The following is a 12,059-nucleotide window of genomic DNA, read 5'->3' on the forward strand; positions in this document are numbered from 1 at the left end:
CCAAAGCTCACGCGGGGCCAAAGGCGCTCGCACGGGGCCTGACAGCGGCACGCCCAGGCCGACGCCCAACCATGCCACCTACCCCATACGCTCCACCCACCCCAGCCCTCAACTCCCAGCCCGTCTGGGGGCACCTCCCTGCTCGAAGAGCTTGGGGGAGTTTGAGGACGAGGCCCCTTCAGGGCCGATCACCCCCCCACTCACGGAAACCCACCCCACCCACCCCGGGGTCCAGGGGCAGAGCCCCTGGCGGGGTCGTCGAAGGGGCAGCGCCCCTTCTGGATGGGACGGGTAGGGGCGGCGGGGGCGAGAAAACCCCACCGCTCACCTACTTCGCACACTGCACCTTGTCCGCAGTCGACTGATTCGCAGCACTCGGCGCCTTCGCAGGCGCGGTCAACGAAACCCCCGCCCCCTTGAAGTCCTTCCCCAGCGTCAGGGTCATCGTCGGCAGCCCCTGAGAGTTGGTGACACTCTTCCCCGGCTTCAACGCAGCCCCCGACAACCCCATGATCGCAGCCAACTTCCGCGCCTGATCAGCCTGTTCGGGCCCATACTCCAGGGTCGTGTTCGCCAACTCCGCAGGCGCGTTCCCCGCGTTCTCGGACTTGGTCACCCCTTCATCGTTCTGCAACCAGCTCAGAGTCTCCTGCGCACTCCCCGCGACAGCCCCCCCGTTCATGACCTGCACCCGCACCTCGGAAGCAGCGGACTGAGTCCCCTTGAGCCGAGCGGCAGCCTCAGCGGCGGCAGCGGACTTGGACTCCTTGGCCTGCTGCGCGACCTCGGTGAAGGACACATCGTCGCGGATCATCTGAAACACGGCAGGCGCGGCGGACTGATCGAGAACGACGGTCGCCTTGACCTTCTCCGCGGGATTGTCGACGACGGGAATCGTCGCGAACGTGAGGTTCTTGACGTTGAGCTTCCCCAGCTCAAGCCCGAGATCCTTGAGCTTCCCGATGCTGTCGAGCTGACTGTCGACGGTGAGCGCCTTCGTCCCCGCCTCGGCCAGCTTTATCATCTTCGCCGGATCCGTGAGCGTGTCGTTGGACTTGAGCTTGCGCATGAGCGCGCTGAGGAACTGCTGCTGGATCTGGATCCGGCTGAGATCCCCGCCGAACCCCACGGAGTGCCGCGTACGGACGAAGGCGAGCGCCTGCTCCCCTTCGATGAGGTGCGTCCCCTTGGACAGCTTGAGGTGGGAGTCCTTGTCGTCGATGTCCTTGGCGAGGCACACCTCGACCCCGCCCACGGCGGACGTCAGCGTCTTGACGGCGTTGAAGTCGGCGACCATGAAGTTGTCCGGCGTGATCCCGGTCAGCTCGGTGACGGTCCGCATGGTGCAGCTGGGCGTCCGGTCCTGCTGCCCGAGGCTCGTGTTGAACCGCTTCCCCTCCTCACCGGGGATGACCTTGGTGGTGCCGTCCTTCTGCTCGGTGGGGCAGTCGGGGATGTCGACGATGAGGTCGCGCGGGATGGACAGCGCGGTCGCGTTGGTCCGGTCCTTGGAGACGTGCAGCAGGATCGTCGTGTCGGCGTGCCCGACGCTCTCGGCGTCGCCGTACCCCTCGTTCCCGGACCCGGTGCGCTTGTCGGTGCCGATGAGGAGGAGGTTGATGGCCTTGTTCTTGCTGAAGCCACCGGTCCCGGCCCCGTCGGTGGACGAGGAGGAGATGTTGTCGTTGAGGTGCTCGATGTAGAGATACGCGGCGGCGGCCGTCCCGACGAGCAGGAAGGCCATGGTCCCGCCGGTCCACATGAGGATCTTCTTGCCCTTGGCGGCCTTCTTCTTGACGGGCTTGCGCCCGCGCCGCCCGGGCGGCGGCTCGTCCGGGGCCTTGCGGCGCCGGGGTCCGGGCACGTCACGCCCGGGCCCGCCGGGCAGCGCGCCGGGGTCCGCGGCGGGAGCCTCGGTGGCCGCGCGTGACGCGGCTCTGCGAGGACTCGGCACGGACGCAGGCGCTGCCGACTGCGCTGCGGAAGGTGCCAGTCGCAGTTCGTATTCGCCGGTGTTCGGATTGAGCACCCACTGGTCTGCGGGATCGATGTTGTCCGCCCGCCCACGGCCTTGCGCGTCCACGGTTGTCCGAATCCTCCGTCGGGGCCACGCGGCGCCCTTTTCCCCCGTAAAGGCGCTCAGGTCTCGGTCTACGGTGCACGGCCCCGGGGAAGGAGCTCGCGGCCGGGTGCACTGGATCGGCTCACACTATCCGCCCGTCCGGGTGTCAAGCGACGGCGGTGACAAATTCCACGTGCCTACATCGGGCAATCCGGCGCAATTCCTGGAACTGGAGTTCGTTAAATCTTGGCTACTTGGCGGTTGCTTTACTCACACCGCTGTGTGGCGGCTGTGCCGCCGCGGAAGAGGGGTACGGCGGGCGCGCGCACACCGTGGCCGTACGACTGCGGGGCGGAGCCGACGGCGACGGGGAGATCGGCGCGCAGCCGCGCGAAGAGTTTCCCGGCGTCCGGCTGGACGAGCTGGTCGCGATTGGTGTTATAGACGTACGACTCTCTCGGTACCGTCAGGAATTGCACCCGATCGGTTGGAATCCCGCGCAGCCCCCGGACGAGTTCGTACATCCCGCGCAGCCCCGCGAGTTCCGGATCCGCCGTCACCGAGGAAGTCGCCGCGTCCAGCACGGGATAGAGCTTCACCGGATTCAGCAGCACACCATTGCTCCACACCTTGTCCACCAGCGCCGCGAGAAAACGCTGCTGACGGTCCATCCGGTCGGTGTCGCTGCCGTCGCCGAGGGATTTGCGGGCGCGGACGAACCCGAGGGCCTGCTCGCCGTTCAGCCGGACCCTCCCGGCGGGCAGCCGCAGCTTCGCCGCCCGGTCGTCGACGGGTTCGGCGAGGCAGACCTCGACCCCGTCCACCGCGTCGACCATCTCCTTGAACCCCTGGAAGTCGACGACGACGTGATGGTCGACCCGGATCCCGGTCAGCTCCTCCACGGTCCGGATCGCACACGCCGAACCGCCCACCTGGAAGGCGTGGTTGAGCATCGCGAGCGAGGGCGGGGTCCGGCTCCCGTCCGCCGCCCGGCACTCCGGCGTCTCCACCATCAGGTCCCGGGGCAGCGAGACGGCCGTGGCACTCTTCCGGCCCGCCGACAGGTGCAGCAGGATCATGCTGTCGGCCCGCTGCGTCCCGGAGTCCCGCCCGTAGGCCCCGTTCCCGTCCCCGGCCCGCGAGTCCGACCCGATGAGCAGCAGATTCTGCGCCCCCTTCACGAGCGCGCCCGGCCGCTCCCTCTCGTACCGGGCCAGCTCCCTGGCCGCGGCCTCATCAGGCGTGATGTTCCCGTCGAGCCGCGCGTACAGCACACCCCCGACCACCCCGCCGACCACCACCACGGCAACCAGCCCCCCACCCCCGACCCACCACCACCGCGCTCTGCGCATGCCGAGTGCTCCCCCTCGCCTGCCGGTTCCCTGTCCCTACGACGATGGCGTGCCGAACGCGGCGGTGCGGGGCGGGGATGGGCCGAACGGGCGACGGGACCGGGACGACGGCGCCCGGCGCCGGAGAGCGGGCAGGGTCGGCCGGCGTACCCCCGCCTCAGCGAGCCGTGGCCGTCACCTTCTCGCTCTCCACCCGCTTGGCCACCGCCTCCTCGCCCGCCTCCGCGAGGTTCCGGCACAGCACCACCGACCCCCCGCTGGCGAGCGGCGCGTACAGCCCGGCGCTGATCCCGTCCCAGGTGTCGTACGGCAGCCCGCTCAGCAGCCGCCCCCCGGGCCCCGTGAGCCCCAGCCGCCCGGCGTCCGCGCGGGCCCGCTCCACGACCTCGGCGCCGCTCAGCTCGGCCCCGGCGACGATCAGCGCGGGCTCGTCGGGGCCGACGGGCGCGTACGGTGCGAAGCGGTCGCCGTAGGTGGGGACCTCGACGGCGTAGTCGGTGTACCCCTCGGGCGGCGCGGGCATGAACCGCCGCCCCAGGGGTGCGAGGGAGAGGGCGTAGCGCTCACCCCGGCACGCGCGTCCGGCGTCCAGGTCGTCGGGGCCGGCGACGACGGCGTCCGCGCGCGCGGGATCGCCGTACACGTCCGCGACGGCGCCCACGGAGGCGCAGGCCAGCAGCCAGACGGCGGTCTGCCAGTGGGCGGGCAGGAGGAGGGCGACGCGGTCGCCGGGTTCGACGGAGAGGCCGTCCTGGAGGAGGTTGGAGGTCTTGGCCACCCAATTGGCGAAGGTGGCGACGGAGAGTTCGACGCGTTCGCCGGTGGCGTCGTCGTAGAAGGTCACCAGGGGGCGGGCCGGGTCCGCGGCGAGCGCGGAACGCAGCAGGTCGGCGGGGGTGCGATCGGTGGCGTTCACCCGCGCAAGCGTATCGGGGGAGCGGGCGGGCGCGGCGCCCCGGCGGCTCACCGGTTCGGCGGAACGGATCCGACGGTCCGTCAGTTCCCCGATGGACAGATATGTCTGACTATGTTCACTATCTCTGGTATGCGTGGATTGCTAGCTGTCTCGATCGGCGTCACCCTCTCCTTCACCCTCCTCCCGCCCGCCACCGCGGCGCCGACCGCCCAGCCGGCGCCCGCCCCCGCGGTCTCGGGCAGCACCCAGTCGCTCCCCCTCACCCCGCTCACCCGCACCCTCGGCGCCGCCCCCGGCGTACCCCGGCGCGACGTGCACCCCTTCTCGCTGCTCGGCGTCGTCTGGGACGACCCCGCCGCCCACCTCGACGCCGCCGTACAGGTCCGCACGCGCCCCACCGGCACCGACGACTGGTCCGGCTGGCAGGACCTGGAGACCCACGCCGACGACCACGGCGCCGACCCCGGCACCCCCGAACACGACTCCGTGCGCCCGCACGGCGGTACGGCGCCCCTGTGGGTCGGCGATTCGGACGGAATCGAACTCCGGGTCCGACCGGAAACGACCGGAACGCGCACCCTTCCTGCGGGCCTGCGGGCGGAACTGGTCGACCCCGGCACCGAGGACACCCTCCTCGACGGCCTCGCGGTGGGCCCGCCCCGCGCCCGCGCGCGCATGGGCACCCCGGCCGCCGGGACCGTCGTACCCGAACTCCCGCGCGTCCTGCCGCACGGAGCGCCCCGGCCGCGCATCGTCACCCGCAAGGGGTGGGGGGCCGACGAGAAGCTCCGGGAGAAGAAGTTCTCCTACACGAAGAGCGTCAAGGCGGCCTTCGTTCACCACACGGCCACCGGCAACCGGTACCGATGCTCTCAAGCGGCGTCCGTCATCCGGGGTATCTACCGCTACCACGTCAAGAGCATGGGCTGGAAAGACATTGGCTACAACTTCCTCGTCGACAAGTGCGGGTCCATCTACGAGGGCCGCGCCGGGGGAGTGACCAAGCCCGTCCTCGGCGCCCACACCCTCGGCTTCAACGCCAACAGCGTGGGCATCGCGGTCATCGGTACGTACGGCAGCAGCCGGCCGTCCGCCGCCGCGGTGAAGGCGGTCGCCCGGATCACGGCATGGAAGCTCGGCATCTACGGGGTCAATCCCAAAGGAACGACATATCTCAAGTCGGCGGGTGGCAATCTCTACCGAAAAGGAAAGAACGTGCGGCTGAACGCCATCTCGGGCCACCGCGACGGCTTCGCCACGGACTGCCCGGGGCGCCAGCTCTACAGCAAGCTCGGCACGGCCCGCACCTCGGCCGCGCGCTACCAGGGCCGCTGAACCGAAGACCACGAGGGACCCGGCGGGGGAGGACCACATGACGAACGAGGCGGAGCGGAATGCACTGGTCCGGGTGCCCGGAGCGGCAACAACAAGGCGAGCTCAGATAACCCCGACCGGTCGGCGGACAGTCCGGCCGGTCCCGGCAGGAAGCAGAGACGACAGGTGACAGAAGCGATCCTCCTGGTCGGCGGCAAGGGCACCCGGCTGCGCCCCCTCACGGTGCACACGCCCAAGCCGATGGTGCGGGCGGCCGGCGTGCCGTTCCTCACCCACCAGCTGGCGCGGGCCAGGGCGGCCGGCGTGGACCACATCGTCCTCGCGACCTCCTACCTGGCGGAGGTCTTCGAACCCCACTTCGGTGACGGCTCCGCCCTCGGCCTGCACATCGAGTACGTCACCGAGGACGAGCCCCTCGGCACCGGCGGCGCCATCCGCAACGTCGCCTCCCGTCTGCACGCCGGCCCCGACGACCCGGTCCTGGTCTTCAACGGCGACATCCTCACGGGCCTCGACATCCGCCGCCTCGTCGACACCCACGAGACCACCGGCGCCGACGTCTCCCTCCACCTCACGAAGGTCACCGACCCGCGCGCGTACGGCCTCGTCCCCACGGACGACACGGGCAGGGTCCTGGCGTTCCTGGAGAAGCCCACGACGCCCGAGGAGATCGTCACCGACCAGATCAACGCGGGCGCGTACGTCTTCCGCCGCTCGGTCATCGACACGATCCCGACGGGCCGCCCGGTCTCGGTCGAACGAGAGACGTTCCCGGGCCTGCTGACGGCCGGCGCCCACCTCCAGGGCATGGTCGACTCCACGTACTGGCTGGACCTCGGTACCCCCGCGGCCTTCGTACGAGGCTCGGCGGACCTGGTCCTCGGCCGCGCCCCGTCCCCCGCGGTCCCCGGCCGCTGCGGCGACCGCCTCATCCTCCCCACGGCCCGAGTGGCCCCCGACGCCAAGCTGACCGGCGGCACGGTAGTAGGCGAAGGCGCCCTCATCTCCGAGGGAGCCCGAGTCTCCGGCTCCACCATCCTCCCCGGCGCGGTCATCGAACCCGGCGCCGTCATCACCGACTCCCTCATCGGCACCCGAGCCCGCATCGGCACCCGCTCCATCCTCACCGGCACAGTCATCGGCGACGGCGCCATCATCGGCCCCGACAACGAACTCCGCGACGGAGCAAGGGTGTGGTGCGACGCGAGAATCCCGGCGGGGGCGGTGCGGTTCTCGTCGGACCAGTAGGGGGACGCGGCAGGGGGCGGCAAGGGAGAGGGGGCGGGAACGGGGGCCTGGGAGCGGAGACAGGAGGCGGGGGCGGAGCCGGGAACGGGGAGCAGGGGGGCGGAGCTGTATCGCTGAACGGCTCCGCCAAGCGGCCATGCCCAAACGCAGGCCCACCCCATCGCTCTTTTAGGGGCGCGGGGAACTGCGCGACAAGCCACAACGAACCCGCACCCGACAACGAACCGACCGGGGTCGAAGGGGCAGAGCCCCTTCAGGATGGGAAGGGTAGGGGCGGCGGGGGCGAGATCAAAGCCCCCGAATATCACCGACCGGCATCCGAGCCCCCCGCCGCTCAGGCCCCTCCCCACTGAGCAACACCAACCGAACCGCCCGATACCGCTGCCCCGCATACGGCTCCAGCAACTCCAACATCCGCCCGTCATCAGCATCCCGCTCCCCACCCAGCACCCACCCCACGATCCCCGGCAGATGCAGATCCCCCACGGTCACCACATCCACAGCCCCATGACTCCGCTGCACAACCTCCGCGGACGTCCACACCCCCACCCCCGGCACCACCTCCAGCCGAGCCCGAGCAGCCTCAGCGGACACCCCCACCCCCTCCTCCAGCCGGGCGGCAACCCGAACAGCCCGCACAACAGCCGAAGCCCGCTTGTCATCCACCCCCGCAAGATGCCACTCCCAGGACGGAATCGCCCCCCACCCCCGAGGCGACGGCATCACCCACAACCGCCCCCCAGCCGCAGGCCCAGGCGCAGGCTCCCCGAACTTCCGCACCAGCACCCCCCAAGCCCGATAAGCCTCCTCGGTGGTCACCTTCTGCTCCAACACGGACGGAATCAACGACTCCACGACAAGCCCGGTCCGCCCGATCCGCAGCCCCTTCCGCCGCCGCCACACCTCGGCGACAACCCGATGCCGAGGCAAGAACCCGGCCGGATCATCGAACGCCCCCACCAACGCGGGCAGTTGATCGAGCAGCCACTCGGCCCCGGCCCCCCAGGCCTCCCCCCGCACCACACCCCCCTCCGACGAGACCCGCAACGCCCCGGGCCCACAGGGGGTGAGACTCCCCCGCCACACACTCCCGTCGGGGGTGACCCGAAACGTGGGATCCCCGGGCCCCCGCCGCAACGGCCCAAGCACAAGCCCGAGATCAAGGGGCCCCTCAGGAACGTACGACCGAACCCGCCCGGCCCGATACCCCGCACCACCCCGAGCACCGGGCACCGCAAGATCCCCACCCCGCACGGTCGTACGCGTCACAGGTGTGGACCGGGGACCAAACCGCCCTGCCATGAACCGTCCTAACGAGCCGAACACCTACGACCGAACCCGAACCTGAAGCCGGACCGGGTACCGACGCCCTCACCGCACCTCGACGAACCCCTCCACCCCCCGCTCCCCCCGAGCCGCAGGCGCCTCCGCGGCCCGCCCCACGGCAACCGCCCCCATGGGATCCCACCCGGCGGGCAGCTCCAGCACCTCCCGCACGACATCCCGGCAGAACATCGTGGAGGAGACCCAGGCGGACCCGAGCCCTTCCCCGGCGAGCGCGACGAGGAAGTTCTGCACCCCCGCCCCGGCGGCGACGACGAACATCTCCCGCTCGGCGGCGTCCCGCCGGGGATCCCCGTAGAAGTGCGCCCCGTCCATGACGAGACAGGGCACGACGAGATAGGGCGCACGCCGCAGCACATCCCCGCGCCGCACCCGCTTGGCGATGGACTCCGCGGACTTCCCGTCCCGCTGGAGATCGGCGATCCAGGCGTCCCGCATGGCGTCGAGGAGCCGCACCCGGGCCCCCTCGGACTCCAGCAGGACGAACCGCCAGGGGGTGGTGTGATGCGGCGCGGGCGCGGTGACGGCGGAGGCGACGGCCCGCCGCACGGCCCCGGGATCGACGGCCGCATCGGTGAACGCCCGCACGGTACGCCGCTGCGTGACGGCGAGCCGCACAGCCTCGGACGTCCCGAGCCGGAACATGTCGTCGGCGGCGCCCCGCACCATGCTGCGCGCTCCCTCGCCGGACCCCCCGACGACATGGGGCAGCCCCCGCACGACGGCGACGGGCAGCCCCGCGGCCTTCCCCTTGACGAGATCCCCGGCGGCGGCGAGCTCGTCGGCGGTGGCGACGACGGTGGCGCTCAGCGGATTCCCGTACGCGTCGGTCCCGCCCCGCAGATCGTCGAGCACCCGCACCCCGGCGGCCCCGATGGCGACGTCGGTGAGCCCGGCCCGCCAGGGCCGCCCGAAGGTGTCGCTGACGACGACGCCGACGTCGACCCCGAGGGCGTCGCGCAGCCCGTCCCGGATCGCGCGCGCGGAGGCGTCGGGATCCTCGGGCAGCAGCAGGACGGTCCCGGCGGGCGTGTTGGACGCGTCGACCCCGGCGGCGGCCATGACGAGCCCCTGCCGGTTCTCGACGATCCGCAGCGTCCCGCGCCGGGCGACGACCCGCACGGTCTCGGCGTCGATGGCGGCTTCCCGGTCGTCCGCGGCGACGATCCGCCCCTCGGCCTTGGACACGATCTTGGACGTCACGACGACGACGTCCCCGTCGGCGAGCCCCGGCTCGGCCCTGGCGATCAGCTTGGCGAGGTCGTCCCCCTGCCGCACCTCGGGCAGCCCGCCGACGGCCCACACGCGGTACCCGCCCGCAGTCCCGTCGTTCATCGCCCCCGCACCTCCTCCGCCAGCTTCAGCGCCTCGCCCGCCATGACGGCGGTCGCCTCGTCGTCGGTCATCATCAGCGGTACGGCCCGGCACCGGATCCCGGCGGCCTCCACGCGCGCGACGGCGTCCGCGTCGGCCGTGTCGACGAGCCACCCGTCGAGCAGCCCGGACCCGTAGTGCTCGGCGACGGCGGCGGCACTGGACTCGACGCCGACGGCGGCGAGCACCTTGTCGGCCATCCCGCGCACGGGCGCGTCCCCGACGATGGGGGAGAGCCCGACGACCGGCACGCCCGCGTCGGCGACGGCCTCCCGGATCCCCGGCACGGCGAGGATCGTCCCGACGGAGACGACGGGGTTGGACGGCGGGAAGAGGATCACGTCGGCCGAGGAGATCGCCTCCAGCACGCCCGGCGCCGGCTTGGCCTGCTCCGCGCCGACGGGGACGACGGCGTGCGCGGCGACGGACGCCCGCAGCCGCACCCAGTACTCCTGGAAGTGGATCGCCCTGCGCTCGCCGTCCAGCTCGACGGCGACATGCGTCTCGACCCGGTCGTCGGTCATCGGCAGCAGCCGCACCCCCGGCTTCCACCGGTCGCACAGCGCCTCGGTCACCGCGCTGAGCGGGTACCCGGCGCCGATCATCTGCGTCCGCACGATGTGTGTCGCGAAGTCCCGGTCCCCGAGCCCGAACCACTCGGGCCCGACGCCGTACGCGGCCAGCTCCTCCTTGACCCGGAACGACTCGTCGGCCCGCCCCCAGCCCCGCTCCTCGTCGATGCCCTCGCCGAGCGTGTACATCACCGTGTCGAGATCCGGACAGATCTTCAGGCCGAACAGGTGAATGTCGTCGCCGGTGTTGCCGATCACGGTGATGTCCGCGTCCGGCACGGCCTTCTTCAGACCGCGCAGGAAGCGTGCCCCGCCGATACCGCCTGCCAGAACCACAATGCGCATGGGAGCCAGTCTCGCAGGCCCCTGTGACAACGCGGCGGGCCGCTGCCTCAGACGCTCGCCGCGCGGCTCTCCTCGCGCCCGGCGCACGCCTGCGCGGGCGTGTGCATCGGCATCTCGGTGAGACCCGGGTAATAGACGTGCAGGCTGACGGCGGGCTCCAGGGTGTCGTTCACCACGTCGTGCGCGTACCCCGGCGCGAACACGCGCTGCGCGCCCCCGGACAGCTTCCGCACCCCCCGCTCGGTGCGCGCTGTGCGTTCGGTGAGTGTCCCGTCGAGGACGGTCAGCACGCCGGAGGAGCCCCCGTGGTCGTGCAGCCCGGTGCCCTGCCCGGGCAGCCAGGACAGCAGCCACACCTCGTACCCGGGGCCGGTGCGCAGCCGGTGGTACCAGCGGCTGGTGGCGTCGTACCGGACGAGGTGCTCCCACTGGGAGCGGTCCTGGGCGATGTCCCGCGCGAGGCCGACGAACCCGGCGACGGTGGCGGGGTGTTCGCGCGGGGGCTGGAGCAGGTGGAGGACTTCGAGGATGTCGCCGGCGATCTGGAGGTCGTTGTCGCTGTTCATGGGGTGCGGTGGTTCCTCGGCGGGAGTTGCGGTGCGGGGGGCTGGGTGTCGCGTACCGGCCGCCCGGGTCACGGGTGGCGCAGGTGCCCTGGTACGGGCGAGGGGAACAGACAGCCGAGTCGCGGTGGACTCAGAGGGACAGCCGGAGCGCGGTGGGGCTCAACAGCTGGGACAGCAACAACAGCCACGGCGAGCGCGGGCAGCACCGAGGGACCCGGCGGTGCGGGTCGAGGTGGTGGCCAAGTTCGCGAGCATGCCCACTAGGACACCGGTTCACACCCCCACTGTCAACTCGACACCCGGAGGATGGGACGCGATTCACCCCATCCGGTACGTCTCCCAGATGAAAGGTTTGTTCATGCGCTCACCGGGACACATGGCGCACAACCGGGCGCGTGACCCGCGTGTCGGAACGAGAACGCAGTTGATGGCGTCCTTTCCCGTACAGGCCGTCAGGTCTCGTCTGCATGTCAAGGTTTATGGCGATTTGAACACTTTCCGCGCCGCCTTGGTTCCGCAGAGTGAATAAGGGGCCCAATAGCAGATCTCGGCTTGACTCGCCCGGAGCAGCACACTTGTAATTTCACTCGTGTCGTTCGGCCGTCACCGCTTGACGGTTGACGGCCCGGCACGGGGACGCGAAAGACAGACGAGGGGCGCACATGACCGAGCTGGTGCAGCAACTGCTGGTCGACGACGCGGACGAGGAACTCGGCTGGCAGGAGCGCGCGCTGTGCGCCCAGACCGATCCCGAGTCCTTCTTCCCCGAGAAGGGCGGCTCCACGCGCGAGGCCAAGAAGGTCTGCCTCGCCTGCGAGGTCCGCTCCGAATGCCTCGAATACGCCCTCGCCAACGACGAGCGCTTCGGCATCTGGGGCGGCCTCTCGGAACGGGAGCGCCGCCGCCTCAAGAAAGCGGCGGTATGACTGTCGTAAGAGGCGTCTG

Annotated in this window: 10 protein-coding genes; 3 read left to right on the plus strand and 7 right to left on the minus strand. The window is 71.1% G+C overall.

Annotated features, from left to right (window positions below):
- Positions 1-328: 328 nt before the first annotated feature.
- From ACLZOT_RS32090 to ACLZOT_RS32100, 3 genes are all read right to left on the minus strand, one after another.
- Positions 329-2,083 (minus strand): LCP family protein, encoded by a 1,755-nt coding sequence (locus ACLZOT_RS32090; protein ID WP_416972617.1) that lies wholly within the window; start codon positions 2,081-2,083, stop codon positions 329-331.
- Between the two features lie 245 nt (positions 2,084-2,328).
- A complete protein-coding gene (locus tag ACLZOT_RS32095; RefSeq protein ID WP_416972618.1) occupies positions 2,329-3,414 on the minus strand; it encodes an LCP family protein in 1,086 nt (361 codons plus the stop codon).
- A 157-nt stretch (positions 3,415-3,571) separates the two neighbouring features.
- On the minus strand, positions 3,572-4,330 hold the full coding sequence (locus tag ACLZOT_RS32100) for a TIGR03089 family protein (RefSeq protein WP_416972619.1): 759 nt from the start codon (positions 4,328-4,330) through the stop codon (positions 3,572-3,574).
- Between the two features lie 129 nt (positions 4,331-4,459).
- On the opposite strand from ACLZOT_RS32100, the gene ACLZOT_RS32105 reads away from it, so the two are divergent.
- Together ACLZOT_RS32105 and ACLZOT_RS32110 are read left to right on the plus strand one after the other, a co-directional pair.
- On the plus strand, positions 4,460-5,665 hold the full coding sequence (locus ACLZOT_RS32105) for a peptidoglycan recognition protein (RefSeq protein WP_416972620.1): 1,206 nt from the start codon (positions 4,460-4,462) through the stop codon (positions 5,663-5,665).
- A 165-nt stretch (positions 5,666-5,830) separates the two neighbouring features.
- Positions 5,831-6,913: a sugar phosphate nucleotidyltransferase gene (locus ACLZOT_RS32110; protein ID WP_416972621.1), complete on the plus strand. Its 1,083-nt coding sequence runs from the start codon at positions 5,831-5,833 to the stop codon at positions 6,911-6,913.
- A 288-nt stretch (positions 6,914-7,201) separates the two neighbouring features.
- Here ACLZOT_RS32110 and ACLZOT_RS32115 read toward each other — a convergent pair whose 3' ends face one another.
- From ACLZOT_RS32115 to ACLZOT_RS32130, 4 genes are all read right to left on the minus strand, one after another.
- Positions 7,202-8,215 (minus strand): DNA-3-methyladenine glycosylase family protein, encoded by a 1,014-nt coding sequence (locus ACLZOT_RS32115; protein WP_416972622.1) that lies wholly within the window; start codon positions 8,213-8,215, stop codon positions 7,202-7,204.
- A gap of 69 nt (positions 8,216-8,284) precedes the next feature.
- Complete coding sequence (locus tag ACLZOT_RS32120; protein ID WP_416972623.1) at positions 8,285-9,592, minus strand: coenzyme F420-0:L-glutamate ligase; 1,308 nt, start codon at positions 9,590-9,592, stop codon at positions 8,285-8,287.
- On the minus strand, positions 9,589-10,548 hold the full coding sequence (gene cofD, locus ACLZOT_RS32125; protein ID WP_416972624.1) for a 2-phospho-L-lactate transferase: 960 nt from the start codon (positions 10,546-10,548) through the stop codon (positions 9,589-9,591). Before cofD ends, ACLZOT_RS32120 begins: the two co-directional genes overlap by 4 nt.
- A gap of 47 nt (positions 10,549-10,595) precedes the next feature.
- On the minus strand, positions 10,596-11,114 hold the full coding sequence (locus ACLZOT_RS32130) for a cysteine dioxygenase (protein WP_416972625.1): 519 nt from the start codon (positions 11,112-11,114) through the stop codon (positions 10,596-10,598).
- A 662-nt stretch (positions 11,115-11,776) separates the two neighbouring features.
- Here ACLZOT_RS32130 and ACLZOT_RS32135 point away from each other — a divergent pair.
- The gene (locus tag ACLZOT_RS32135) at positions 11,777-12,040 is read left to right on the plus strand and encodes a WhiB family transcriptional regulator (protein WP_003975777.1); all 264 of its coding nucleotides are present in this window, start codon (positions 11,777-11,779) and stop codon (positions 12,038-12,040) included.
- Positions 12,041-12,059: the final 19 nt, after the last annotated feature.

The sequence above is a fragment of the Streptomyces sp. 4F14 genome (genome assembly GCF_048159485.1).
Classification (GTDB): domain Bacteria; phylum Actinomycetota; class Actinomycetes; order Streptomycetales; family Streptomycetaceae; genus Streptomyces.

Bases quoted from the DNA above. Each gene is read 5' to 3' on its own strand.
- ACLZOT_RS32130 (WP_416972625.1), bottom strand. From the start codon at position 11,114: ATGAACAGCGACAACGACCTCCAGATCGCCGGCGACATCCTCGAAGTC.
- ACLZOT_RS32120 (WP_416972623.1), bottom strand. From the start codon at position 9,592: ATGAACGACGGGACTGCGGGCGGGTACCGCGTGTGGGCCGTCGGCGGG.
- ACLZOT_RS32115 (WP_416972622.1), bottom strand. From the start codon at position 8,215: ATGGCAGGGCGGTTTGGTCCCCGGTCCACACCTGTGACGCGTACGACC.
- ACLZOT_RS32135 (WP_003975777.1), top strand. From the start codon at position 11,777: ATGACCGAGCTGGTGCAGCAACTGCTGGTCGACGACGCGGACGAGGAA.
- cofD (WP_416972624.1), bottom strand. From the start codon at position 10,548: ATGCGCATTGTGGTTCTGGCAGGCGGTATCGGCGGGGCACGCTTCCTG.
- ACLZOT_RS32095 (WP_416972618.1), bottom strand. From the start codon at position 3,414: ATGCGCAGAGCGCGGTGGTGGTGGGTCGGGGGTGGGGGGCTGGTTGCC.
- ACLZOT_RS32105 (WP_416972620.1), top strand. From the start codon at position 4,460: ATGCGTGGATTGCTAGCTGTCTCGATCGGCGTCACCCTCTCCTTCACC.